Below are 24,592 nucleotides of genomic sequence, written 5' to 3'. Positions count from 1 at the left end.
GTCAATACGCCCCTACTGGTTGGATGACGGTCTTGAAGGTGCGCCAGATGATCATCAGATCGCCGGCCAGCGACCAGTTCTCGACGTAGTACAGGTCGAGCCGAACGCTGTCTTCCCAACTCAGGTTGGAACGCCCGTTGACCTGCCACATGCCGGTCAGACCGGGCTTGATATAAAGGCGTCGGTGCACGTGGGTCTCGTAGCCCTGCACTTCCTCCGGAAGCGGCGGACGGGGGCCGACCAGACTCATTTCACCCACAAAGATGTTCCAGAGCTGGGGCAGCTCGTCGAGCGAGTACTTGCGCAGCACTCGGCCGATCTTGGTGATGCGGGGGTCATTGCGAATCTTGAACAGCACCCCGGCGGCCTCGTTCTGGTCGAGGAGGCCAGCCAGGTCGTCTTCGGCCGTCTCCACCATGGAACGGAACTTGATCATGCGGAAGGTCTGGCCATTGCGGCCGCAACGCTCCTGGCGAAACAGCACCGGGCCGGGGCTGTCGATCTTGATCAGCACAGCGATCACGGCCAGGACGGGCAGCAGAAACACGATGGCGAGTCCGGTCGTCACGATGTCCAGGGTGCGTTTGAGGGCATGACGGCCCCCTTCGAACCGGGGGATTTCGACGTGGATCAGCGGGAGGCCGTCAACGGGACGGAAGTGGATGCGGGGACCAGCGACATCCGTTAGCCGGCTGGAGAGAACGAGCTCGGCCGACGTGCCCTCGAGGTCCCAGCCGAGGTTGCGGATGTAGGCGCTGCCACCGCTGGGCTGTCCGGCCACGATGACCGTGTCGACGCCCATGGCCGATGCGGCCGCGGCGACATGTTCGAGATCGGACACGATCGGCACCAGGCGGTCGCCAGCGGCTATCTCAGCGCTGTCGCTCTCTTCGAGTGCGGCCCCGACAATGTAGTACGCGGCGCCAGACTTGGTGTCGATCTGGCTGACGACATACTCAACGTCCTCCCGGTTTCCCACCACGATGACCCGGGCAAGATAGTGGCCGAACGTGCGCTGGTGCAGCAGCCATTTGCGCCACAACCACCGTTCGAATACCAGGGCGATGACGCCGAGGGGCAGCGCGAGAATGAAAAAGAGGCGCGCGATGTCAACCTGCAAGATGAGAAAGGCGATGGCGAGCATGCCGAAGGTCACGGCGCTCGCATTCACCACCTGTTTGTACTCGTGCGCTCCCGCACCCACCACGCGCGAATCGCGAGTATGGAACAGCTCGAGAGCGACGAGCCAGGTCACCACGATCAGCAGGGACACCAGCCAATAATTGGCGCTGAACGATCCGGGAACGGCCGGAATACCGCGCACACCGAACCGAAAGACCAGGGCAACAGCCACGGCCAGCACGATGACGGTGACATCGGTCAGTCGCAGCTTCGTGCGGTAGCGGCGCGCCCAGATGAGTCCCGACGACGGGGTGTCGAGCGCGATGTCACGGGTGGCTGACGCAGCCTGGTCGACGAGACGGAGCTTCGGCGCGCGACGAAGGGAATCGCCTACCGGGAGTGGCGCGGGGGAGTCGGGTTCACTCATGCGTGCTTCCCGGTGTGATCGAACGCCAGGGCGCGGCCAGATAGGGGCAATCGGGTGCGCGAGGCACCGGACTGGCGCAGGCTGCGCTGACGGTGGAGCGACGGGTCGGGGTGTGTGTCACGTTGCATTCCCTGCAGTCGGGTTTACAGGAACAGGTGGTCTTAGCGACAAGGTGACGATGCTGGCACTTGTCTCTCGGTGGAGCGCGGCAGTGAAGATGATTCTTTCTCAGCAACTTACTGGCAGAGACTACCCCGATTCAAGTCGGCCGCGCTGTAACCTCAACGGGGGGCAGCTTCCCCGTGCCGGGTAGGGCAGTCCGTCACGGGCCATGTTTGTGTCGCCACGAACGGCTTGGCGTCTCATTAACGTGCGGTATTGCGGCACACTTGGGCGTTATCGGCGGCCGCGCACCCGCACGGCGCGGGTCGTAGGCTGATCGGAGCCAACGCATTGCCGGGGAGAATTCACATGACCGAAAGATTTACGAGATTTCCTGTCATTGACGGACACAACGATCTTGCCTGGGCCTGCCGCGCGCATCGTGACTATTCCGTCAGCGGACTCGATTCCGAGCAGGATTCCGGGCGCAGCGCGCTTCAAACGGATGTCCCCAAGTTGCGTCGCGGAGGCGTACACGGCCAGTTCTGGTCGGTTTGGGTGCACACCGATCTGGAGGGGACGGATTCGGTCCAGGCAACCCTCGAGCAGATCGACTTCATTCACCGCCTGATTGCGGCGTATCCCGACGACTTCGAGTGGGCCGTCACGGCCGACGACGTCGAGCGCGCCCAGCTGAATGGAAGAATCGCGTCGCTGCTGGGCGTTGAAGGCGGCAATCAGATCAACAACTCGCTCGCCGTGCTGCGCGAATACGCCCGCCTGGGTGTGCGGTATATGACGCTGACCTGGAACTCCTCGACCGAGTGGGCTGACGCAGCAGTGGGCGATGTGACCCACGACGGAATAAATGATCGAGGTAGAGCAGTCATCGCGGAGATGAACCGCATCGGCATGATGATCGACCTCTCGCACGTCTCGGCCGCGACCATGCAGGACGCGCTGGACGCGACCGAGCTGCCGCTCATCTTCAGCCACTCGTCGTGCTTTGCTCTCAACCCCCACCCGCGGAACGTGCCGGATCAGATTCTCACCCAGCTCAAGGCCAACAATGGTGTGCAGATGATCACCTTCGTGCCCGCGTTCATCTCGGCCGACTACCGACGCTGGGAAGACGAAGGCTCGGCGGGGTACAAGCCGCTCGTGACGGTCGCGCACGTTGCCGACCATGTTGAGCATGCCCGGCGGGTGGCCGGCGTCGACCACATCGGCCTCGGCGGTGACTTCGACGGCTGCCCCGACATGCCGGTTGGTCTGGCCGACGTCTCGGAGTACCCGAACCTGTTCGCCGAGCTGTCGCGTCGCGGTTGGAGCGACGCTGACCTGGCCAAGCTCGGCTACCAGAACGTGCTGCGCGTGCTGCGCGCGAACGACCCCGCCTATCGCGCGTTTATCGCGTAACGGCTGCTGCCGGTGAACGGATGCTGCGGCATCCGCTTGTTTCGTGCGGCTCTGCACAGGCTTTGCCCAGTGGGTCTGCCTATGGTCGAGGGAGGTCGCGAAATGCGGCCCCGGACGACGGATCAGTACCCGGCACAAGACAAGACTGGCCGAGGAGTAGCAGTCATGTCGTGGATCGTACTCATTGCGTCCGGAGTGCTGGAAGCTGTCTGGGCGACGGCGCTCGGCAAGTCCGAGGGCTTCAGCAAGTTGTGGCCGACCATTATCTTCGGCGGTGCGCTTGCACTCAGCATGGGCGGTCTGGCCTGGGCGATGCGGGAGATTCCGATCGGAACGGCCTACGCCGTCTGGGTCGGCATCGGCGCGGCCCTCACCGTGGTCTGGGCCATGATCAGCGGCGATGCGAGCGTGTCGTGGCTGAAGATCGCGCTGCTGCTCGGCCTGATCGGCTGCATCGTCGGCCTCAAACTCGTCGACACCCCGCCCAAAGCTGCAGCTCTCGGGGACGGTTCTTACAACGAGTCGACGAGCACGCGCTAGCCGAGGAGTTCGTCAACGTAACACCAGCGCCATGATTCCCGCGGCTCGGCGCTGCACATGATGGCGTGGCCGGACTGTTGGAAATGCTTGGTCGCGTGCTGACCCGCGGATGAATCGCAGCACCCCACGTTTCCGCAGGCCAGGCACATTCGAAGGTGTACCGGGGTGGTGCCTTCGCGCACACAGTCCTTACACTCAGGGTCCTGCGGCACTGACTGCTCGCCCACGGTCCGTAGGTGCTCGCAGCCGCCCGCGCCCAGGCGCGCTTCGTCGTTGTCGCGCCGATTGGCGGGTCGGGCCGGGGTGCGGGCGTCGATGTCCGCACCCTCGGTGGAGGAATCCAACATGGACTCCTCCACGTCGAGCATCTCCAGCACTTCACTGATCACCTCGTGGGCGTAATCGCCGGTGCGACGCAGTTTGAGAACCCTGGCGCGCTCCGCATCGAGCATGGCCAGCCTCAGCTGCACGTAGCGCTTGCTGGGAGTGCGGTCTGCGAGCTCCGAACGCCCGAGGCGCTCCCATGCTGCCCTGTTGCGTTCCTGCGTGCGGCGTTCGAGCATGGCCAGCACCTCTGGAGAATCGCCGGGCCGGGTGTGCTGGCGCAGGTTTTCGATTCCCGCGGCGGTGGCCTGGTCCATCAGCGCGGCCTGGCTGAGCGCATCCGCATGGATATCTGGGCCGTGCACGCCGAGGGCCCGTACCAGCCACGGCAAGGTGAGGCCTTGCACAACCAGCGTTCCCGCCACGACTCCCAGGGCCGCGAGAACGAGGACGGGGCGGTGTGCGACGTCTTCTGGCAGGGCGAACACGGCAGCCAGGGTGACCACACCGCGCATACCCGCCCAAGACACGATGGTGGGCAACTGCCAGGGTGGTGCGGGGTCAGCCGCGCGAATTTTGGGTATCAGCCGAGGCAGATAAATGGCCGGGAACACCCACACCGGGCGCAACAGGAGAACCGCGACGAATACGACAATACAGGTGCCCCAGATGCGCGCGGCGCCAAGCGAATCGCCGGAGGTCGCCTCAATAATTGTGCGCACCTGTAACCCGATCAGCAGAAAGACGGAGTTCTCGAGCAAAAACTGGACGGTGGCCCAGTTGCTGCGCTGACTCAATCGGGAGGCGCCGCCGGGCATCGCTGGCGACTTGGTGCCGATCACGAGGCCGGCCACGACGACAGCCAACACGCCCGATGCGTTGATCTCCTCCGCCGGGATATAGGCCACGAACGGGGCTGCGAGAGACATGGACGTGTTTATGGCGACGTTACGCACCCGTTTTCGGATCTGCAACAGGAGCCACGCCGCGATTAGTCCGATCACGATACCTCCACCAGCGGCCAAAGCGATGTCAGACGCCACCTGCCAGACGGTGACGCTGCCGCCAATAGCAACGATCGCCGTGCGAAGGAGCACCAGTGCGGTCGCATCGTTGACCAGTGACTCGCCCTCCAAAAGACTCACTACCCGGCGCGGTAGCCCAACGCGACGGGCAATCGTGGTCGCCGCTACCGCGTCCGGCGGAGCCACCACCGCGCCTAGGGCGAACGCCGCAGCCAGCGGAATCTCCGGGATCACCCACCAGACGATGAGGCCGATGGCTACGGTTCCGAAAATGACGTAGCCGACCGACAGTAGTGCGATAGAACGCAGGTTTGTGCGGAACTCGACCAGGGAGGTACGAATGGCGGCCGCGTAGAGCAATGGAGGCAGGATGCCCACCAATACCAGTTCCGGATCCAGCTTGATCGCTGGAATAAACGGCAGGTACGAGCCGATCACTCCAACGACCACCAGCAGCAGTGGAACGGACAGGTTCAGGCGCCTCGCGAGAGCACTGGCCGCGCAGACGACGGCGACGAGAGTGAGAAGACCGAGTGCGACATTCATTTTTTTTTACCGCCAAGAGTTGCAGGGGACTGACTACGGCAAGATATGTCCGGTGGCAGTGAAGAGTCGGTACCATTCTCCCCTGGTGAGGGTGATATGAGACCCCACGGCCGAAACGCCGGCGGTGATTAGCGGCGCATGCGTAATGCTCAATTGCACCTGATTGACGATGAGCGGTTGCGCCACCGAATGCTTCAGCAACTCGACCTGCCCGGGAGTGTGATTGGAGACGCCGAAATTGAGTACTTTCCCCGCATCGTGCAGAATCTTGAAGGCTTCGGCGACCTCATCTTGTTCCATGAGCGCGTCGGGACGGTGCAGCAGCAGGTCGAGGTAAACGGTCTTCAACGCCGCGAGTGATTCGTCGACGGACCGTAGGATGTGCCCCTTGGAGAAGTCCAGAAGCCCGATCGAATGCCGACCTTGGACTGGATGGCGACGCTTGCCCGTCCTTCGGCGGAAAACGTGACGGCTTCGCCGAAACGCCGCTCGCATTCGTGGGGCTCGCCGCCATACACGTCGGCGTGATCGAAGAAATTTATGCCGGCGTCCGGGCGGCTCCAACCAAGGATCGAACCTCCTGGTCGGCGAGGGGAACAACTCGCATCAGCCCGAGAACGATGTCGGAGACCGGGAAGTGTGTATTCGGTGATGTCATCGTCCTCATGTGCCCATTTTGGACGCAGACGGACACAAACCGACGTTCAGCGGCCACATTCGTACCCTAGTTGAGTCGACGGGCGAGGTCGCTCAAAGCGGTGATCGTGTGCTCCGGTGCCGCAAAGTAGCTTGGGTAGGCCTCGCCCGTGCGGTTCAACCACGCGGTGCCCAGGCCTGCCCTGACCGCCCCATGGATGTCCCAGGGGTGCACGGCCACCAGCACCAAGTCGCCCGTTGTAACCCCGCACGCAGCCGCGGCATAGTCGTAGGCGGCCTGAACCGGCTTCCACGCTGGGGCGTCTTCTACCGTGAGTACGGCCTCGAAGTCGCTCCGCAGCCCGGCCCGGGTCAGCAGGGACTCGGCTACCTGATCCGATCCGTTGGACAATGTCACGAGGCGCATGCCCGCGCTTTTCAGGGCCCGGATTCCGTCAGCGATGTCCGGGTGCAGGCTCAACGATTGGAAGCCGTTCATGATGTGGGTCACGGCATCGTCGAGACTGCGGGTGAGCGCCACATCGCGGAGCAGTCCGCGCAGAATCTCCGAACCGATCGTCGCGAATTTTGCAGTACCACCCGCGGCGGCGAGGGCGAAGCCATCCCGCAGCAGCGCGGCGAACCAGATTCGGGCCAGTTCGGCCGGGGCGCCGATCTCCACGAATCGGGCGCTCAGCGGGGACATGTCGGAGAGAGTCTCGTTGACATCGAATACGATCACTGATGGTGTGCTGGTCATGACTCGCTCCGTGGGTTGGTGGGTGTGTCGGTCGGCACCAGGCGCGCGATGAAGCGCTGCACGTCGTCGATGTGCGCGGCGGTGAGTCCGATGTTCATGTCGGGCTGCACCAGAAGCGTGGGTCGCGCCTCGGCGGCCGCCCAGGCGACGGCATCCTGGCGCAGGATGTCATCGATCCAGATCACCGCGTCGGGCTGCGGCTCCTGCCGGGCCAGCCAGCGGGCGACCCAGTGCAGCTTCGCTGTCGGTGCGGGAGCTGACGGAGCGGCGTGCAGGTTGCGCGGAAAGGCGATGCCGTCGGTGTCTGCTGCCAGGCCGAGGTCCCGGGTCAGGTGAAACGTGTGCGTGGGTGACCACGTGGTCGCCCAGACGATGGATCCCAGCTCGGCGAGCCGCCGCACGAGCTCCTGGCGCGGCGCATCGAGCACAAGCCGCTGGCCGACGACCCGCGGGTTCAGTACCCCATCGACGTCGAGCAGGATAAGAACGGTGCGCGTGGTCATCATTCGAGCCTAGGTGTTCCTTTCGGATGATGTCGGTGCTGCCACCTTCGGCACCTGATGCGCGCTGCCTCGTGAATGGATGGTCCGTCCCGCTCGATTCCGCGTAAGGGCGCTTCCTGAAACGGTGACCGGCAGCGATTGTTCTCGGGACATCAGTCCGCGGGATTTGCTCGCAGCCAGGCACGGACTTGTTCTGCATGAGCGTCCGCCGGGAAGACGGGATAAAACACGTGCCTGATGGTCTGCCCGTCGACGACGAGGGTCATCCGCTTGAGAAGTGTCAAGCCTGCGACAGTGAAGGTTGGGAGTTTGAGTGCCCCGGCCAATCGCCCATTCTCGTCGGAGAGGAGCGGGTAGGGCAGGTGCAACCGCTCGACGGCCTCGCGTCGGTAAGTGCTGCTCTGCACGGAGAGCCCGGTCACGCATCGCGCACCGGCCTCATAGAGCTGGGCCAGGTTGTCGCGAAAGCTGCAGGCTTCGGCGGTGCACCCCTTTGCTCCGGGAATGCCTGCCTATCCGATTGGCTCGGCCTGGCCCGGAACACCGGTTCGTGGATAGATAAACATGATCCAGCGCCCGGGCGAGACGTTTTTGATGCTCATCTCACCGCCCGATGTCGATGCAAGGGCGATGTCAGGCAGGTGCAATCCGATCAGGTGATCGGCGGCACCGTCGTCGGTGGGCGTCGGGAGGGCATCCGTCACATGGTTCACTTTTCGTGATGTGCTCACCGTCAAGGAGTCAGCCCGAGGAATTTCCCGAGTGGGCTGGAGCCGTCGACCGTGAGCTCAGGCCTGGGCCGGCACAGCGTTTCTGCAGTCAGAACCAGTTTCTGGCTCAGGGCCATCTCGCCGTCGCGAACCGTCGCCAAGGCCACCGGGCCGCAGGAACCCGACGACAACGATGCAAGTGAGCTGCAGCTCGCACCCGCCCTGTCGAGGACGCACTGTCGCGGACGCAATGTCGAGGGCGCGCTGCCCGAGACTCGGACCGGGCATAAAAAAGGCCACTCCCCGAGTCCCTCACGAGTGAGTTTCCTAGGGAGTGGCGGTGGTGGCCCCGACCGGCGTCGATCCGGTGACCTTTCGATTTTCAGTCGAACGCTCTACCAACTGAGCTACAGGGCCCCAAAGATACGTCAAAACGCGTCTTCTAAGAAAAAAAGCCCTTCCTTTCGAAAGGGCTATATTTCCTTTGCGACCCTGACCGGACTTGAACCGGCGACCTCCGCCGTGACAGGGCGGCGCGCTAACCAACTGCGCTACAGGGCCTCGAGGTGAAAATTGTGAATCTGTGTGCGAGGCACTCGGTAAGACTATTCTATTTCTCTACTACTTTTTCACTTACTCTGTGTGCACGTGCAGTTTGCGTAGCCCCAACGGGATTCGAACCCGTGTTAACGCCGTGAAAGGGCGCCGTCCTAGGCCGCTAAACGATGGGGCCGTGAGCCATAAAGTTCATGGCTGCCGAAGAGTAAGCATACGGTCTTGTGGGGCGAAGGCCAAATCGACGCGCGAAGCATCCGCTTGAAAGCTGCCCATTTTGTGACGCCAATTCGCACCGCGCCCACAAATGTGCGGGCCACAGCCCTTTTCGCGAGTTAGATTCGGCGTTGAAACTGGGCCAAACCTGCTCAATTTGTTACTCTGAAGAGTCTGCTGCGGCGCAAGCTGCAGCTGGAAAGCCCGTTGGGAAACAATGATTCGTTCTACAGCCGTGATCCGCCGCTCCGGAAACGCTCCGGCCAGCCGTTTTCGAGCGGGCAGTCGGTGGCCGCGGCACGGCCTGGCGCTAACCAGCGTCGTCGCAGCCATGACCCTTCTGGTCACGCTGGTTGCCCCGGCCGCCCCGGCGCGGGCGGTCGATTACCCTTCGTGGCAGGATCTGCAGAACGCCAAGGCGAACACCAGTGCCGCCGCCGCGCAGGTGACCGCGATCGAGAATCTCATCGCCAGCCTGCAGGTGCAGGTGCAGGAGACCCAGGCCGCCGCCGAGAAGAGCGCCATCGAACTCGAAGACGCGCAGCGAGAATTTGACGATGCCACCCGTCGGGCCGAGGACATCCAGAAGCAGGCAGACGACAGCAAGGCCACAGCGGATACCGCCACCAAGCAGGCCGGCCAGCTCGCCGCCCAGCTCTACCGCACCGGTGGCACGGACCTGAGCGTCAACCTGTTCCTGGAAGGCGGAGGGGACGGCGCCGACGCCGACCTGCTGCTGGCAAAACTCGGCAGTATGAGCAAGTTGGTTGAGCGCAGTTCGGATGTGTACGACGAGGCGCAGTCCGCCATGAACAACGCCCAGTCGCTCGGGGACCAGGCCAAGGTCGCCCAGGCGGAACGCGAAGTGTTGCGCGTCGCCGCCGAGGCCGCCCTCGTTGCGGCACAGACCGCGGCCGAGGCGGCGGCCAATGCCCTCGCCGAATCCGAAGCCAAGGGCATCGAGCTCGAGCAGCAGTTGCAGTTCATGCGCGACGCCCAGGCCACGACAACGGCCGGCTACGAGGCTGGCGTGGCCGAACGTGCCCGCCTCGAAGCAATTCGGGTGGCGGCTGAGGCCGAACGTGCGCGGGTGGCCGCGGCTGCAGCGCGCGCCAGGGGCGGCTCCGGCGGAACGGTGAGCATGTCCGGCTGGGGCGTACCGGCCAGCGGACGCATCACCGGCGGCTACGGCCCCCGCTCGACCATTTGCGGCAGCGGCGGACAGTGCAGCGGAAGCTTTCACTACGCGACAGACCTCGGCACCGGTTGCGGCGCGCCCATCTACGCCGCCCACGCCGGCGTCGTCACCTGGGCCGGACGCCTCGGCACCTACGGTAACTTCGTGAAGATCAGCCACGGCGACAACGTCTCGACCGGCTACGCCCACATTCGCGACGGCGGGTACAACGTGGGTGTCGGCCAGTCGGTATCGGCGGGGCAGCTCATCGCCAGCTCCGGACAGACCGGGGCCGCCAACGGCTGCCACCTGCACTTCGAAGTATGGATTGGTGGAAACCGCATCAATCCCGTTCCATTCATGGCCGACCGGGGAGCAGTACTTGGCTAACAACAGCACACCTGCACGGAATACCGCAGCGTTACCGAGCACCACTGCACGTGCACGAGTTCACGCACGATCGAAGCGCCTGTTCTCGGCCGTCGCGATCGGCGCGGTCTCGGCCGTGACGGCATCCGTTGCCGCGGCCGGCGGGGCGGCGTTTGCCGCGCCGGACTACCCGAGTTGGAACGACGTCGAAAAGGCCAAGCAGAACGAGTCGACCAAGCAGACTGAAATTGCCACGCTGGGTGAGCTGTTGGACGGTTTGGCCGCCCAGTCGGCGACCGCCGTGACGACCGCACAGATGGCGGCCGAGGAATATCGCATCACCCAGGACTCCCTGGCTGCCGCCACCGAGCGGGAAGCCAGCCTGAACGCGCAGGCGAAAAAGGCAGAGGCTGCCGCTGCGACGTCGAAGATGCGGGCCGGCCTGATCGCGGCCCACCTCGCCAAGTCCGGCGGCAACGGTCTCTCACTCAACCTGTTCCTGAGCGGCAACAGCGCCGATGACCTGCTCAGTCAGCTCGGTACAGCCAGCAAGCTCAGCGAGCAGTCCGAGCAGATTTACACCGAAGCGCGCCAGGACCAGAACGCGGCCGAGTCGCTCGGCGACCAGGCGGCGTCGGCCACCGACGAACGCGAACGCCTCACCGCAGAGTCCAAGACCACCTTTGAGGCGGCGGCTGCGAGCTCAGCGGCGGCCGAGGCAGCCTACGACACTCAGCAACGCCGGTCGAGCGAGCTGTTCGAGCAGCTCGCCCTGCTCAAGGACACCACGGCCGAGGCTGAGCGCAGCTTTCACGTCGGCGAAGAAGCGGCCGCTGCAGCGAAAGCGTTCGCGCAGGCTCAGGCGTCCGCTGCGGCAATAGCGGATGCTGCCGCTGCCGCAGCGGCGCAGGACGCCGCGGCCGCTGAGGGTTCCGGCTCGGATTCTGGGTCCGGTTCCGGCAATGGTTCGGGGTCTGGCGCGGTCACTCCGGTGGTGCCGAGCGTGCCGAGCGCTCCGGCTGGCGGCGGTACGACCGTTCCGGCGCCGAATGCGAGTGCCGTCGACACCGCTCTCGCCTTCGCCAGCGACCAGCTCGGCGACCGGTACGTTTTCGGCGGTTCCGGCCCCGACGCCTGGGACTGCTCGGGTCTGACCAAGGCGGCCTACGCCGCGGCGGGCATCTACATCGGCACCCACTCGGCCACGGACCAGTACAACACCATGGCGCGGCAGGGCAAGCTCGTCTCCTTCGCGCAGGTGCAGGTGGGCGACCTGTTGTTCTGGGGCAGCCCCGGCAATTACTACCACGTGGCGATTTACGTCGGCGGCGGGCAGATTCTCGAAGCTCCGAACCCCTCGGCGCGCGTGCGGGTGCACAGCATCTGGTCGTCCTGGGCTGTTGCGCCCTACGTCGGTCGCCCCGCAGCGTAGCGCGGAGCTCTCAGGCCCCGCATGAGACCGGACGTGTAGCTAATTCTGGAGATCTTCGCGGGATCGCACGATGGCCAGCAGACCAGTGCGACGACCGCACCAGCACTTGGCGGATTTTCTGATGTAGCCCCCGCGGGTGGGGGCCCCGAGCCAGACACCAAAAAGGGGGCTCCTGCCGCCGGATAACCGGTGACCGGAGCCCCTGTTCGTAGCGCCCGCCTGCTGTTTCGCGCTGAGGGGGCGCAAACCGTTCAACCGAAACCGGTTTTAGGTCGATTTGGGCCCCCTCAGGAAGGTCCTGCGGGCTAGTGGCCCTCTTCGGCCAGCTTCGCGATGCCGTCAACCACGATCTGGTTGGCTTCGGCGGCGTCACCCCAGCCCTCGGTCTTGACCCACTTGTTCGGCTCGAGGTCCTTGTAATGCTCGAAGAAGTGCTCGATTTCCTTGCGGGTGTACTCCGGAATGTCGAGGACATCCTGAATGTGGTCCCAGCGCGGGTCGCCAGCCGGAACGGCGATGACCTTGGCGTCTGAGCCGCCGTCATCGGTCATGTTGAACACGCCGACCGGACGCACGGAGACGCCAACGCCCGGGAACAACGGGTAGTCGAGCAGCACGAGAACGTCGACCGGGTCGCCGTCGAGGCCGAGGGTGTTCTCGAAGTAGCCGTAGTCGGTGGGGTACATAAAGCTCGTGTAGAGCACGCGGTCGAGATAGACCCGGCCGGTCTCGTGGTCCACCTCGTACTTATTGCGGCTCCCGCGGGGGATTTCGATAACTGCGTCGTATTCGGCCATGGCGTTGTTTCTCCCTTGATCTAAGTCTGCGGATAACGTTACTGGATGGAATCCACCCGCCGCCCGCGTCTGACCCCGGCCATCGCCGATATTCGCCGGGCCGTGCGCGCGTTGCTGCCGACCGAGGGGCTCGTGCTTGTTGGACTCAGCGGCGGCGCCGATTCGCTCGCGCTGGCCGCGGCGACCGCCTTCGAGGCCGGGCGCGCGGGTATCCGTGCCGGCGCGGTCATCGTCGATCACAATCTGCAAACCGGATCAGCGGATGTCGCAGTCGCAGCCGCCGAGACCGCCCGCCAGCTTGGCCTCGACCCCGTGCTCGTCTGGAGCGTGACGGTCGACGGCGACGGAACCGGCCCGGAGGCGGCCGCACGCACCGCACGCTATGCGGCGTTCACTGCGGCGCTCGAGCAGACCGGGGCGAGCGGCGTGCTGCTCGGTCATACCCTCGACGACCAGGCCGAAACCGTGCTGCTCGGGCTGGCCCGGGGCTCCGGGCCGACCAGCCTGCGCGGAATGGCGGCGCAAACCGGGCCGATTTTACGACCGTTGCTGGGCATCCGTCGCGCCGCTACCCGGCAATTTTGTGCGGATGCCGGCCTCGCGCCGTGGACCGACCCGCAGAATTTCGACCCGCGCTATGCCCGGGTGCGGGCGCGCGAAACCGTGCTGCCGCTGCTGGAAAGCGAGCTCGGTCCCGGCGTCGCCGTGGCGCTCGCCCGCACCGCTCAGGCGCTGCGCGAGGATTCCGACGCGCTCGATGAGCTTGCCGACGCGGTCGCGCGCAGGCACTGGGCTCATGGCACGATCGACGCGGCCGCTCTCGCAGCGCAGCCGGCTGCGGTGCGGCAGCGCGTGATCCGATTGGGAGTGGAGCAGGAGTGTGGGGTGTGGCTCGACCGGCGGCAGACCCTGGCGGTGGCGGCCCTCGTGACCGATTGGCATGGACAGGGGGCACTCAGCCTGCCGGGTATTAGAGTTATACGGCAGGGCGGATTGTTGATTTTTTCCGTGCCAGCATAAATCTGAAGAAATGGACTGCACCTTTCATATGGAACCTCGCGACATTGACGGCGACCTCACCGAGATCCTGATCAGCGAGGAGCAGATCCGCGATCGCCTGGCCGAAATGAGCCGCGAGATCGAAGCGGACTACGCCGGCACCGATCTGCTGCTGGTCGGCGTGCTCAAGGGCGCCGTCATGGTCATGGCTGATCTGGCCCGCGAACTGCGCCACCCGATCACGATGGACTGGATGGCGGTCAGTTCCTACGGCTCCGGCACGCAGTCCAGCGGCGTCGTGCGCATTCTCAAGGACCTCGACACCGACCTGTCTGGCCGCAACGTGCTCATCGTCGAGGACATCATCGACTCCGGCCTGACCCTCTCGTGGCTGCTGGCGAACCTGAAAACCCGCGGTCCGGCATCCATTGAAATCTGCGCACTGCTGCGCAAACCGGATGCCGCGCGCGTCGACATCGACGTGAAATACGTCGGATTCAACATTCCGAACAAGTTCGTGGTCGGTTATGGCCTCGACTATGACGAGAAGTACCGCAACCTGCGCTCGGTCGGAATTCTCGCCCCGCACGTGTATTCCACCGTCGCGGCCGCCGCGCTCTAACAGCGTTCGGCTCTGCGCCCGAGTTTTCCTTTGGGCGAACACACGGCATTCCCTTGTAAACGCGCGCTAGCCTGAGGTCACCATGAACGTCAAGAAGCTACTCCGCGGCCCCATTTTGTACATTGTGCTCGCCGTCATCGCCGTCTGGGTGGGGTCAAGCCTCATCACCATGTCCGGATTTCGTGAGGTCAGCACACAAGAGGGCCTGAGCTTTCTTGAATCGGGCAACGTCGCCGAGGCGACTATCGTCGATGGCGAACAACGCGTCGACCTCACGCTGACCAAGGCCAGCGGCGACCTCGGCACCCAGGTTCAGTTCTATTACGTTGCTCCGCGTGGTGAAGAGATCATCACCGCGGTGACCGCAGCAAACCCGAAGGACGGCTTCACCGACGAGGTGCCGCAGCCCAACTGGGTGCTCTCCGTACTGAGCTTCCTGCTGCCCGTGCTGCTGATCGGTGCCTTCTTCTGGCTCATGATCTCGATGCAGGGCGGTGGCAGCAAGGTCATGAAGTTTGGCAAGTCCAAGGCCAAGCTCGTCTCCAAGGAAAGCCCACAGGTCACCTTCGCCGACGTCGCCGGCGCCGATGAAGCCATCGAAGAGCTCGAAGAGATCAAAGACTTCCTCAAGGAGCCGGCCAAGTTCCAGGCGGTCGGAGCCCGCATCCCCAAGGGCGTTCTGCTGTATGGCCCTCCCGGGACCGGAAAGACGCTGCTGGCCCGGGCCGTGGCCGGCGAGGCCAACGTGCCGTTTTACGCGATCAGCGGCTCGGACTTCGTGGAAATGTTCGTCGGCGTCGGAGCCAGCCGCGTGCGTGACCTGTTCAGCCAGGCCAAGGAAAACGCCCCGGCCATTATCTTCATCGACGAGATCGACGCCGTTGGTCGTCACCGTGGTGCCGGAATGGGCGGCGGCCACGACGAACGCGAGCAGACCCTGAACCAGCTGCTGGTCGAGATGGACGGCTTCGACGTGAAGGCGAACGTCATTCTGATCGCCGCCACCAACCGACCAGACATTCTCGACCCCGCTCTGCTTCGCCCTGGCCGGTTCGACCGGCAGATCGGCGTTGATGCGCCCGACATGCTCGGTCGCAAGCGCATCCTCGAGGTGCACTCCAAGGGCAAGCCGATGGCCGACGGTGTTGACCTCGAGGTCCTCGCCCGTAAAACGCCCGGCTTCACCGGCGCCGACTTGGCAAATGTGCTCAACGAGGCCGCTCTGCTGACCGCTCGCTCGAACGCCCAGCTCATCGACAACCGGGCCCTGGACGAGGCCGTCGACCGGGTCATGGCCGGACCGCAGCGCCGCACCCGCGTGATGCGCGACAAGGAAAAGCTCATCACGGCGTACCACGAGGGTGGCCACGCCCTCGTCGCGACCGCCATGAACTTCACCGACCCGGTCACCAAGATCACAATTCTGCCGCGCGGCCGGGCCCTCGGCTACACGATGGTCATGCCGCTTGAAGACCGCTACTCGGTCACCCGCAACGAACTGCTCGACCAGCTGGCCTACGCCATGGGTGGCCGTGTCGCCGAGGAGATCATCTTTCACGACCCGACCAGCGGCGCGTCCAACGACATCGAGAAGGCCACCGCGACGGCCCGCAAGATGGTCACCGAGTTCGGCATGAGCGCGGTCGTCGGTCCGCTCAAGCTCGGCCAGGGTTCCGGTGAGGTGTTTCTCGGCCGCGACATGGGCCACCAGCGCGACTACTCGGAGCGCGTGGCCGAGAGCGTCGACCGCGAGGTGCGCCAGCTGCTCGAGGACGCCCACGACGAGGCCTACGAGGTTTTGATCAAGAACCGCGTGATCCTGGACGACCTCGCCACGGCACTGCTCGAGCACGAAACGCTCGACCAGACCGCTCTCGCCGAGATCTTCGCCAACGTCGAAAAGCTCCCGTCGCGCCCGCAGTGGCTGTCGAGCGACAAGCGCCCCGTGTCTGACGTGCCGCCGATCGCGATGCCGGCTCCGAAGGCTCCCATCGACGGTGCCGCCGTCGACGGTGGCATCACGAGCGGTGACGCCGCCCCCGCCAAACCGAAACGCGCGCCGGCCCGCACCCCCCGCCCCGCGACCGCTTAGGCGCCCGTGGCGGTGGACAGGGCACGCATCGAGGCGGCCGTTTCAGAGATTCTCGCCGCAATCGGCGAGAATCCGGAACGGGTCGGCCTGGAGAGCACGCCGCGACGAGTAGCGGATGCCTACGCCGAGTTCTTCGCCGGCCTGGACCAGGACCCGCAGGAGCTCCTGCAGGACTTCGTTCCGGTCGGGGACAGCACCGGGGAACTCGTGCTGCTGCGCGACATCGCCTTTCGGTCCATCTGTGAACACCACCTGCTGCCGTTCCTGGGCACCGCCCACGTGGCCTACCTGCCACGGGGCCGGGTCGTCGGCCTCGGCCGGTTGCCCGCCGTTGTTGAAACCATCGCAGCCCGGCCCCAGCTGCAGGAGCGCCTGACCGAGGAGATCGCCGGCGCATTGCAGGACGGCCTCGACCCGCTCGGCGTGCTCGTCGTGCTCGATGCCGTGCACGGCTGTGTCGGCACCCGCGGCCCACGCCAGAGCGCGAGTTCGACCGTGACCATGGCTTCCCGCGGCGTGCTGACCGAGCCGACCGCCCGCGCCGAGATCATTGCCCTGATCGCCGCGGGCCAATGACTCTGATCAGGCCAGTGACTCTGATCAGGCCAGTGACGCTCATCATGGGGGTGCTCAACGTCACACCTGACTCTTTCAGCGATGGCGGACGGTGGGCAGCAACGGATGCCGCCATCGAGCACGGACTGCTGCTGCGCGCCCAGGGCGCCGACCTGATCGACGTGGGCGGTGAATCCACTCGCCCGGGTGCCACCCGCGTCACTCCAGCCGAGGAACAAAACCGGGTCATTCCGGTCGTCACCGAACTCGCCCGGCAGGGACTGCGCCTGAGCATCGACACGCTCAACGCCTCGACGGCCCGCGCGGCAGCGAAAGCCGGAGCGAGCATCATCAACGATGTTTCCGGCGGGTTGGCCGACCCCGACATGGCTGCTGTCGTCGCCGACACGGGCCTGAACTTTGTGGCCATGCACTGGCGTGCCCATGCCCAGCAGATGGACGCCCTCACGGAGTACGACGACGTCGTCACCGAGGTTATGGTCGCGCTCACCGCCCGGGTGGACGCGTTGACCGCCGCCGGCGTGGCGCGCGAGCGCATCGTGCTCGACCCTGGCCTCGGCTTCTCCAAGAAGACCGAACACAATTGGCAGCTAATCAACCGGCTAGATGCCTTCGCCTCGCTGGGGCTTCCGATCCTCGTCGGAGCCTCGCGCAAACGCTTTCTGGCGGCGGTTCTGCCGGACGGCGCTCCCGTGCAGGACCGTGACCTGCCGACCGCCGTGGTGAGTGTGCTGGCCGCACAGGCGGGCGCCTGGGCGGTGCGCGTGCACGACGTCGCCGGCACCCGCGCGGCGCTCAACGTACTGTCCAACGCCCGGCAATCGACGTCACCGGCCACCAATGAATTGTCGGGCGGGTCGTTCGAGTCCGACACAATGGAACCATGACTGATTCGATCACCCTCACCGGCCTGCGGGTGAACGCCCACCATGGCGTCTACGACTTCGAGAAAGAAAACGGCCAGGACTTCGTCATTGACGTCACCGTCTGGCTCGATCTGCTCGCGGCGGCGGCGAGCGATGACGTGACCCAGACCATCCACTATGGCGAACTCGCCGAGCAAATCACCGACGCAGCCAAGCACAACCCCGTCGACCTCATCGAAACCGTCGCCGAACGCATCGCCTCCGTCGTGCTGGCCCATCCACCGGCGCTCAAGGTGCAGGTCACGGTGCACAAGCCGCAGGCTCCCATCTCCGTGCCCTTCACCGACGTGGCTGTGCAGATCACCCGGGTGCGGCCATGACCGGTGATCGAGTCGTTCTGGCCCTCGGTAGCAACCTCGGAGACCGGGAAACGACGCTCGCGAGCGCCGTGCGGGATCTCGCCGACCTGCCCGGCGCGACGCTCGTCGCAGTGTCGCCGAGCTACGAATCGGCAGCCGTAAAACTCGACGGTGTTGACGAGCGCGCCCCCCGCTATCTCAACGCGGTGCTCACGATCGATTACACCGGCGGCGCCTACGCGCTGCTCGACGCCGTCAACGCCATCGAGGCCGAGCACGGCCGGGTGCGCGCCGAGCGCTGGGGCGACCGCACACTCGACATCGACATCATCGCCTTTGGCCAGCTGAGCATCGACGACGCGCGCCTCACCGTGCCGCACCCGCGCGCGGCGGAACGCGACTTCGTGCTCGCCCCCTGGCTCGACCTCGATGAGCAAGCCACCGTTCCCGGCCGGGGCCTGGTGCGCGACCTGCTCGCCGCGACCGGCCAGACAGTGCGCCGGGCAACGGATGCCGCCACCCTCCACCCGGCACCGGGAACACCGCGATGAAGCGCTCGCACGCGACCGGGCTGCTCGCGGTGTTGCTCATCGGACTCGTGATCGGCTTTCTGCTCGAGATCGCGTTCGCGGCATCCGGTGCCCCCATCGTCGTTCCACCGGTTACCCTGCCGCTAACGCTCATCCTGTTGGCGGCCGTCGTCGTCAGTCTGGCCTGGCGGGTACGTCAGGGCAGCCGACGCAAGGCGCTGCGCCGCATCGACCCGTTCTGGGCGATGCGGGTGGCCGTGCTGTCGAAGGCGACCTCACTCTCAGCGTCCCTGCTGTTCGGCGGTTCCCTCGGCATCGTGCTGTACATCCTGACCCGATCCGTGGTGCCGGCGGTCACTTCGCTCTGGCTCGCGATTGGTACGGCGATCGGCGCGGCCGTCATGCTGGCGGCCGGCCTCGTGGCCGAACACTTCTGCACCCTTCCGCCCGACGACGACACCGATACCGACGAGCCCGGAGGTACGCGTGCCTGATTCCGACGATGTGAACCCACCCGAACACGCGCGGGTCGAACCGTCGGAACGGCTTGACCTGGTCGGCGTCGGCGAGTGGAAGCGGGTTTCCCCGAAGTACGTGCTGGTCGAGATCGTCGGCACCATTTTGTTCGGCGTCGTGGTCTGCGGCGGTGCCAGCGTGCTCTGGCTGCTGCTCGAGCAGGCCTGGGCCTTGTGGGTCGGCCTCGCGGTGCTCCTGATGACCATTATCAACCTGGTGTTCGAACCGCGCCGGGTGCGCTCCATCGGCTATCTGCTGCGCGAGGATGATTTGCTCTTTCGCCGCGGCATCCTCTTTCAGCGCTTTGTGGCGGTGCCCTACGGACGCATGCAGCTCATCGATATCACCCGCGGCCCGGTGGCGCGCTGGCTCGGTCTGGCCGACCTCAAATTCGTGACCGCGGCGGCGACCGCCGGGGTCTCGATCCCCGGGCTGGCCGAAGCGGATGCCGAAAGTCTGCGCGACCGTTTGGTGGAGCTCGCCGAGATCCGCCGGGCGGGGCTGTGAGCGAGCCCGCCGTTCCGGCGCCACTCGCTGCACCGCGCACCGACCTCACCGACGGGCAGTGGCACCGACTGCACCCCGCGACACCACTGCTGCGCGGCGGCATTTTCATGGTGGCCGTGCTCGGCTTCGTGATCGCCAACCTGCGCGAACGGCTCATCGACCTGTTCCTGGGCGAGGAGAACTACGGCGGCGACCCGATCGATGAGATCTACCAGCGGGGCGGCACCGGGTGGGCGCTGCTCATCATCGCCGGCGTGCTACTGGTCATAATTGTCGCGTTCTACCTGTCCTGGCGCATGCACACCTTTCGCATCAACGGGGAAGTCGTCGAGGTGCGCAGCGGCCTCGTTTTTCGCAGCAACCGCAAGGCGCGCCTCGACCGGGTGCAGGGGGTGAACCTGGCTCGGCCGTTGATTCCCCGACTGTTCGGAGCCGCCCGGCTCGACATCGCCGTCGCGGGTCAGGACGGCAACGTGCAGTTGGCCTACCTCGGCTCGAAATTAGCGGATGACCTACGCCGCGACATTCTGCACCTCGCCTCCGGCCTGCGGCAGAGCAGAGCGGCGGACGCCGCGCCACCACTAACCGTCCCGGCCGTGCTCGGCGGTGACGCCGCCCCCACCCTGATCGGCCCGCCCACGGCGCACTCGGCCCTCGGCGATTTCGCCGCGGCGCGCTACAACGAGTTTGTGGCCCCGGAACGGGGCCCCGACGCCGCCCCACCGGAGTCGGTCGTGCGCATTCCGCCCGGACGGCTGATCGGGTCGGTCGTGCTCAGCGGCTTCACCGTCTTTCTGCTCCTGGCCGGCATCGGGCTGATCGTCAGCGTGATCGCCGGCAGCAGCGGCTGGGTGCTCGTGGCCGTGCTTCCCGGCCTGATCGGCAGCGTCGGCTACTACTTCTCGCGCATCACCAAGCAGCTGCGGTTCACGATCGCGGGCACGGCTGACGGCGTGCGGGTCGGGTTCGGCCTGCTCTCCACGAGCAGCCAGACCCTGCCGCCCGGGCGTATCCACGCCATCAAGGTGTCCCAACCCATTCTGTGGCGTCGTTTCGGCTGGTGGCAGATCAACATCAACACAGCGGGGCACGCTGCCGGGGCGAGCGCGGGTAATCCAACGAGCACGGTGCTTCTGCCGGTCGGCACCCTCGCCGACGTCGAGAAGGTGCTCGAACTGGCCCTCCCCGGCTTCACCACCGATACCCATGGGGCGCTGGTCGAAAACGGCATGCTCGGCGGCCGCAAAGCTGATTCCGGAGTCGCCGATTTCTACAGCAATGCGCCATCGCGAGCTGTCTGGCTGCGACCCTTCTCCTGGTGGCGCACCGGCTGGGCGGTCTCGGGCAATGTCGCCCTGATCCGCCGCGGGGTGCTCTCCCGCGACCTGATCCTCGTGCCGCTCGCCCGCATGCAGGGTGTGAGCGTGAGGCAGGGCCCGATCAAGCGTCTGCTGCGCCTCGCCTCGGCCGACCTGCTCGCGGTCGCCGGCCCGGTCACGGCGTCGCTCAGCGTCATCGACGTCGATGAAGCGCTCGTGCTTTTCCAATGGATGTCCACCGGCGCGGTCAGCTCGGCGCTCGCCGACACCAGCCACCGCTGGAGCCGGGCCGACGAGGCCCCGAAGCCAGCCGCAGATCAATACGGAGAGACAGAATGAACGCCAAGCCCGGCCGCCTCGGCGTCGGAATCATCGGAGCCGGCCACGTCGGCCCCATTCTCGGCGCCGCACTCGCGGGTGCCGGCCACGCGATCGTGGGCATCTCAGCGATCTCGCAGGCCAGCCGTGATCGGGCCGAAGCCATCCTGCCGCTCGTGCCGATCCTCACCGTGCCCGAGGTGGTCGAACGCAGTGAGCTGGTCATCATCGCGGTACCCGATGCCCAGCTGGAGAGTCTGGTGCAGGGCCTCGCCGTGACGAACACCTGGCAGCCAGGCCAGCTTGTGCTGCACACCTCCGCCCGCTTCGGCACCGCGGTGCTCGCGCCCGCCCAGGCAGCCGGAGCGATCCCACTCGCCATCCACCCAGCCATGGCCTTCACCGGCACGAGCCTCGATTTGGCCCGGCTCGCGGACAGCTATTTCGCGGTGACCGCGCCCGGCCCGGTGCTGCCGATCGGGCAGGCGCTCGCGGTGGAGATGGGCGGCGAACCGCTCATCGTCGCCGAGGCCGACCGCACCAGCTACGCTGAAGCCATCGAGATCGCCACCGCATTCTCCACGTCGATCGTCGAGCAGGCCACGCGGCTGCTCGCCGGAATCGGGATGGAGCAGCCGGGAGCCGTGCTGGGGCCGCTGCTGCGCTCCGCGATGGAGAACGCCCTCGGGCGCACGAGCCCGGAACGCCTCGACCTGACCGGGCTGGACGAAATCGCGCCCAGGCAGCATCCGCTTGACGACGACCGGACAATCGAATGAGCACACCCGAAGTGATCAGCACCATCACCGCCCTGCAACACCGGCTCGGTCAGGCCCGGGGCCGTTCGGCGCTGGTCGGCGGGGACACCCGCATCGTGCTCGTGCCGACCATGGGGGCCCTGCACGCCGGGCACCTCGCGCTGGTGCGGCGGGCGCGCGCTCTGGGCGACATCGTGGTGGTGTCGATCTTCGTGAACCCGCTGCAGTTCGGCGCCGGCGAAGACCTCGAGCGGTACCCGCGCACCCTCGATGCCGACCTGGCCACCCTTGCCGACGAGAACGTTTCGGTCGTGTTTGCGCCCACGGCCAGCGAAATGTATCCAGACAGCGCGAACGGCACGCGGGTGACCGCTGGCCCGATCGGCAGCGCCTACGAGGGAGCTGCGCGCCCGGGCCACTTCGACGGCATGCTCACGGTCGTCGCGAAACTGCTGGGCATCGTGGCACCGGACACGGCGGTGTTCGGTCAAAAAGACGGCCAGCAGGTTTTTCTCGTGCAGAGCATGGTTGCCGACCTCAACCTGCGCACCGCGATCGAGGTCGTCGAGACGGTGCGCGAGCCGAGCGGGCTGGCCCTCTCGAGCCGCAATCGCTACCTCGACGACGCCCAGAATACGGCGGCGCAAGCCCTGTTCGCCGGGCTCCGCGCGGCCGTGCAGGCGGCGCTGGCCGGACCCGCCGCCGCCCTCGCTGCCGCACACGCACGCATTGCCGCCCAGCCGCTGGTTAAACTGGACTATCTCGTGATCGTGCACCCGCAGACCTTTGTACCGGTCGACGACGCCTATCGCGGACCGGCCCGGATGCTCGTGGCCGCGCGGGTCGGTACCACCCGGCTGATTGACAACGTGCCGCTTGCCCTCGGGTAGGCAGCATCCGCTTTATTTCTGAACTGACAGCACCAACGGAGACCCGTATGAGCCAGAACACCCCGCCCATCTCGACCGACGACGAGGGCTTCTCCGACGCGGAAATGAACGAGCAGAAGGCCGTGCGCCTCGGCAAACGCGACCGCCTGAACGCGGCGGCCGCCAGCCCGGCCGGCGGCGCGTACCCGGTGTCGGTTCCGGTGACCCACACCATTCCGGCCGTGCGCGCCGAATTCGGCACGCTCGAAGCGGATGCCGTCACCGGCGTCATCGTCGGCCTGGCCGGCCGCATCGTGCACCTGCGCAATACCGGCAAGCTGTGCTTCGCCAGCCTGCAGTCGGGCGACGGCACCCGCATTCAGGCCATGGTTTCGCTCGCCGCCGTCGGCGATGAGTCACTCGCCGCCTGGAAAGACCTGGTCGACCTCGGCGACCACCTGTTCGTTACCGGCGAGGTCATCTCCAGCCGCCGCGGCGAACTGTCGATCATGGTCACCGATTGGCAGGTCGCCGCGAAGGCGCTGTTGCCGCTGCCGAACCTGCACTCCGAGCTCAGCGAAGAAACGCGGGTGCGCAGCCGCTACCTCGACCTGATCAGCCGCGAGCAGGCCCGCACCAACGTGCTGTCCCGTTCGAAGGCCGTCGCGAGCCTGCGCAAGACGTTCACTGACCTCGAGTTCATCGAGATCGAGACCCCGATGCTGCAGGTCATGCACGGTGGGGCATCCGCTCGCCCATTTCAGACCCACAGCAACGCCTTCGACACCGAACTGTTTCTGCGCATCGCGCCGGAGCTGTTTTTGAAGCGGGCCGTGGTCGGCGGCATCGACCGGGTCTACGAGATCAACCGCAACTTTCGCAATGAGGGCGCCGACTCCACCCACTCGCCCGAGTTCGCGATGCTCGAGGCCTATGAGGCGTACGGCGATTACAACTCCATCGCCGACCTCACCCAGAAGCTGATTCAGGATGCCGCGTTCGCGATTGCCGGATCGCACGTGGTCACCTGGGCCGACGGTACTTTGTTCGACCTCGGCGGCGACTGGGACCGCATCGGCATGTACGACAGCCTGTCCACGGCGGCCGGTATCACGATCACGCCCGAGACGCCGCTCGCCGACCTCGTCGCGATCGCCGATCGCGAAGGCATCGAGATCGACCACCCGATTCACGGCAAGTACGTCGAAGAGCTCTGGGAGCACTTCGTTAAGGGCGACCTGGTGCGCCCGACCTTCGTGATGGACTTTCCCATCGACACGAGCCCGCTCGTGCGCGGCCACCGCTCGGTGGCCGGGGTGGTCGAGAAGTGGGACCTGTACGTGCGCGGCTTCGAACTGGCCACCGGCTACTCCGAGCTCGTCGACCCGGTGGTGCAGCGGGAACGCTTCATCGAGCAGGCCAGCCTGGCCGCCGGGGGAGACCCGGAAGCGATGCGCCTCGACGAAGAATTCCTCCGCGCTCTCGAATACGGCATGCCGCCAACCGGTGGCATGGGCATGGGTATCGACCGTATGCTGATGGCCCTGACCGGCCTCGGCATTCGCGAGACAATCCTCTTCCCGCTGGTCAAGTAGTTAGTA

The 24,592-nt window shown here is 65.8% G+C and carries 25 protein-coding genes, 3 tRNA genes and 1 riboswitch; of the genes, 17 read left to right on the top strand and 11 right to left on the bottom strand.

All coding sequences use genetic code 11. The annotated features are described in order from the left end of the window. Position 1: 1 nt before the first annotated feature. Positions 2-1,549, bottom strand: a complete 1,548-nt coding sequence (locus tag E3T41_RS07935; protein WP_134478015.1) for a sugar transferase — start codon at positions 1,547-1,549, stop codon at positions 2-4. A 471-nt stretch (positions 1,550-2,020) separates the two neighbouring features. Here E3T41_RS07935 and E3T41_RS07930 point away from each other — a divergent pair, with 471 nt between their 5' ends. Both E3T41_RS07930 and E3T41_RS07925 read left to right on the top strand, forming a co-directional pair. Further along, positions 2,021-3,070: a dipeptidase gene (locus tag E3T41_RS07930; RefSeq protein WP_092451758.1), complete on the top strand. Its 1,050-nt coding sequence runs from the start codon at positions 2,021-2,023 to the stop codon at positions 3,068-3,070. A 90-nt stretch (positions 3,071-3,160) separates the two neighbouring features. Further along, positions 3,161-3,224, top strand: a riboswitch (guanidine-III (ykkC-III) riboswitch). 11 nt (positions 3,225-3,235) lie between these two features. Then, a complete protein-coding gene (locus E3T41_RS07925) occupies positions 3,236-3,610 on the top strand; it encodes a multidrug efflux SMR transporter (protein WP_134478013.1) in 375 nt (124 codons plus the stop codon). Here E3T41_RS07925 and E3T41_RS07920 read toward each other — a convergent pair. From E3T41_RS07920 to E3T41_RS07885, 9 genes are all read right to left on the bottom strand, one after another. After that, a complete protein-coding gene (locus E3T41_RS07920) occupies positions 3,607-5,505 on the bottom strand; it encodes a Na+/H+ antiporter (RefSeq protein ID WP_134478011.1) in 1,899 nt (632 codons plus the stop codon). The genes E3T41_RS07925 and E3T41_RS07920 overlap by 4 nt on opposite strands. A gap of 33 nt (positions 5,506-5,538) precedes the next feature. Continuing rightward, on the bottom strand, positions 5,539-5,853 hold the full coding sequence (locus E3T41_RS18505; protein ID WP_233195208.1) for an aldo/keto reductase: 315 nt from the start codon (positions 5,851-5,853) through the stop codon (positions 5,539-5,541). Positions 5,854-6,229: 376 nt separating this feature from the next. After that, the gene (locus E3T41_RS07910) at positions 6,230-6,901 is read right to left on the bottom strand and encodes a haloacid dehalogenase type II (RefSeq protein WP_092451764.1); all 672 of its coding nucleotides are present in this window, start codon (positions 6,899-6,901) and stop codon (positions 6,230-6,232) included. After that, the gene (locus E3T41_RS07905) at positions 6,898-7,404 is read right to left on the bottom strand and encodes an HAD domain-containing protein (RefSeq protein ID WP_134478009.1); all 507 of its coding nucleotides are present in this window, start codon (positions 7,402-7,404) and stop codon (positions 6,898-6,900) included. The genes E3T41_RS07910 and E3T41_RS07905 overlap by 4 nt, the downstream gene beginning before the upstream one ends. Before the next feature lie 152 nt (positions 7,405-7,556). Continuing rightward, the gene (locus tag E3T41_RS18990; RefSeq protein WP_198416400.1) at positions 7,557-7,910 is read right to left on the bottom strand and encodes a peroxiredoxin; all 354 of its coding nucleotides are present in this window, start codon (positions 7,908-7,910) and stop codon (positions 7,557-7,559) included. Between the two features lie 6 nt (positions 7,911-7,916). After that, entirely contained in the window at positions 7,917-8,135 is a 219-nt protein-coding gene (locus tag E3T41_RS18200; RefSeq protein WP_198416398.1) for a hypothetical protein, read from the bottom strand. A gap of 320 nt (positions 8,136-8,455) precedes the next feature. After that, a tRNA-Phe gene (locus tag E3T41_RS07895) sits at positions 8,456-8,531 on the bottom strand. Positions 8,532-8,601: 70 nt separating this feature from the next. After that, positions 8,602-8,675, bottom strand: a tRNA-Asp gene (locus E3T41_RS07890). 99 nt (positions 8,676-8,774) lie between these two features. After that, positions 8,775-8,847 (bottom strand) — tRNA-Glu (locus E3T41_RS07885). Positions 8,848-9,102: 255 nt separating this feature from the next. Between E3T41_RS07885 and E3T41_RS07880 the strand changes: the two genes are divergently transcribed. Both E3T41_RS07880 and E3T41_RS07875 read left to right on the top strand, forming a co-directional pair. Continuing rightward, entirely contained in the window at positions 9,103-10,452 is a 1,350-nt protein-coding gene (locus tag E3T41_RS07880) for a M23 family metallopeptidase (RefSeq protein WP_241991084.1), read from the top strand. Then, positions 10,445-11,863, top strand: a complete 1,419-nt coding sequence (locus E3T41_RS07875) for an NlpC/P60 family protein (RefSeq protein WP_134478007.1) — start codon at positions 10,445-10,447, stop codon at positions 11,861-11,863. The genes E3T41_RS07880 and E3T41_RS07875 overlap by 8 nt, the downstream gene beginning before the upstream one ends. 305 nt (positions 11,864-12,168) lie before the next feature. Here E3T41_RS07875 and ppa read toward each other — a convergent pair whose 3' ends face one another. Beyond that, entirely contained in the window at positions 12,169-12,660 is a 492-nt protein-coding gene (gene ppa, locus E3T41_RS07870; RefSeq protein ID WP_092106945.1) for an inorganic diphosphatase, read from the bottom strand. Between the two features lie 45 nt (positions 12,661-12,705). Between ppa and tilS the strand changes: the two genes are divergently transcribed. The 13 genes from tilS to lysS all read left to right on the top strand — a co-directional run bounded on the left by tilS (position 12,706) and on the right by lysS (position 24,586). Continuing rightward, entirely contained in the window at positions 12,706-13,680 is a 975-nt protein-coding gene (gene tilS / locus E3T41_RS07865; protein ID WP_134478005.1) for a tRNA lysidine(34) synthetase TilS, read from the top strand. Positions 13,681-13,708: 28 nt separating this feature from the next. Next, a complete protein-coding gene (hpt, locus tag E3T41_RS07860; RefSeq protein WP_092451772.1) occupies positions 13,709-14,281 on the top strand; it encodes a hypoxanthine phosphoribosyltransferase in 573 nt (190 codons plus the stop codon). Positions 14,282-14,363: 82 nt separating this feature from the next. Then, positions 14,364-16,373, top strand: coding sequence for an ATP-dependent zinc metalloprotease FtsH (gene ftsH, locus E3T41_RS07855; protein WP_092451774.1), 2,010 nt, complete (start codon positions 14,364-14,366; stop codon positions 16,371-16,373). 6 nt (positions 16,374-16,379) lie between these two features. Then, on the top strand, positions 16,380-16,949 hold the full coding sequence (gene folE / locus E3T41_RS07850) for a GTP cyclohydrolase I FolE (RefSeq protein WP_092451776.1): 570 nt from the start codon (positions 16,380-16,382) through the stop codon (positions 16,947-16,949). Continuing rightward, positions 16,946-17,836 carry a dihydropteroate synthase gene (gene folP, locus E3T41_RS07845; protein ID WP_198415541.1) on the top strand — a complete coding sequence of 297 codons (891 nt, stop codon included), beginning with the start codon at positions 16,946-16,948 and terminating at the stop codon, positions 17,834-17,836. Before folE ends, folP begins: the two co-directional genes overlap by 4 nt. Beyond that, positions 17,833-18,195 carry a dihydroneopterin aldolase gene (folB, locus tag E3T41_RS07840; RefSeq protein WP_092451780.1) on the top strand — a complete coding sequence of 121 codons (363 nt, stop codon included), beginning with the start codon at positions 17,833-17,835 and terminating at the stop codon, positions 18,193-18,195. Before folP ends, folB begins: the two co-directional genes overlap by 4 nt. Then, positions 18,192-18,725, top strand: a complete 534-nt coding sequence (gene folK / locus E3T41_RS07835) for a 2-amino-4-hydroxy-6-hydroxymethyldihydropteridine diphosphokinase (protein WP_104132299.1) — start codon at positions 18,192-18,194, stop codon at positions 18,723-18,725. The genes folB and folK overlap by 4 nt, the downstream gene beginning before the upstream one ends. Further along, positions 18,722-19,198 carry a DUF3180 domain-containing protein gene (locus E3T41_RS07830; RefSeq protein WP_092451784.1) on the top strand — a complete coding sequence of 159 codons (477 nt, stop codon included), beginning with the start codon at positions 18,722-18,724 and terminating at the stop codon, positions 19,196-19,198. Before folK ends, E3T41_RS07830 begins: the two co-directional genes overlap by 4 nt. Next, positions 19,191-19,727: a PH domain-containing protein gene (locus E3T41_RS07825; RefSeq protein WP_241991083.1), complete on the top strand. Its 537-nt coding sequence runs from the start codon at positions 19,191-19,193 to the stop codon at positions 19,725-19,727. Before E3T41_RS07830 ends, E3T41_RS07825 begins: the two co-directional genes overlap by 8 nt. Further along, the gene (locus tag E3T41_RS07820; protein WP_104132298.1) at positions 19,724-21,385 is read left to right on the top strand and encodes a PH domain-containing protein; all 1,662 of its coding nucleotides are present in this window, start codon (positions 19,724-19,726) and stop codon (positions 21,383-21,385) included. Before E3T41_RS07825 ends, E3T41_RS07820 begins: the two co-directional genes overlap by 4 nt. After that, positions 21,382-22,143, top strand: a complete 762-nt coding sequence (locus tag E3T41_RS07815; protein WP_134478003.1) for a Rossmann-like and DUF2520 domain-containing protein — start codon at positions 21,382-21,384, stop codon at positions 22,141-22,143. Before E3T41_RS07820 ends, E3T41_RS07815 begins: the two co-directional genes overlap by 4 nt. Then, positions 22,140-23,012, top strand: coding sequence for a pantoate--beta-alanine ligase (gene panC / locus E3T41_RS07810; RefSeq protein ID WP_092451790.1), 873 nt, complete (start codon positions 22,140-22,142; stop codon positions 23,010-23,012). Before E3T41_RS07815 ends, panC begins: the two co-directional genes overlap by 4 nt. Positions 23,013-23,059: 47 nt before the next feature. Next, a complete protein-coding gene (gene lysS / locus E3T41_RS07805; protein ID WP_104132296.1) occupies positions 23,060-24,586 on the top strand; it encodes a lysine--tRNA ligase in 1,527 nt (508 codons plus the stop codon). Positions 24,587-24,592: the final 6 nt, after the last annotated feature.

The organism is Cryobacterium sp. Hh38 (genome assembly GCF_004403235.1).
Taxonomy (GTDB): Bacteria; Actinomycetota; Actinomycetes; order Actinomycetales; family Microbacteriaceae; genus Cryobacterium; species Cryobacterium levicorallinum.
This window is presented reverse-complemented; position numbering and strand designations above follow the sequence as displayed.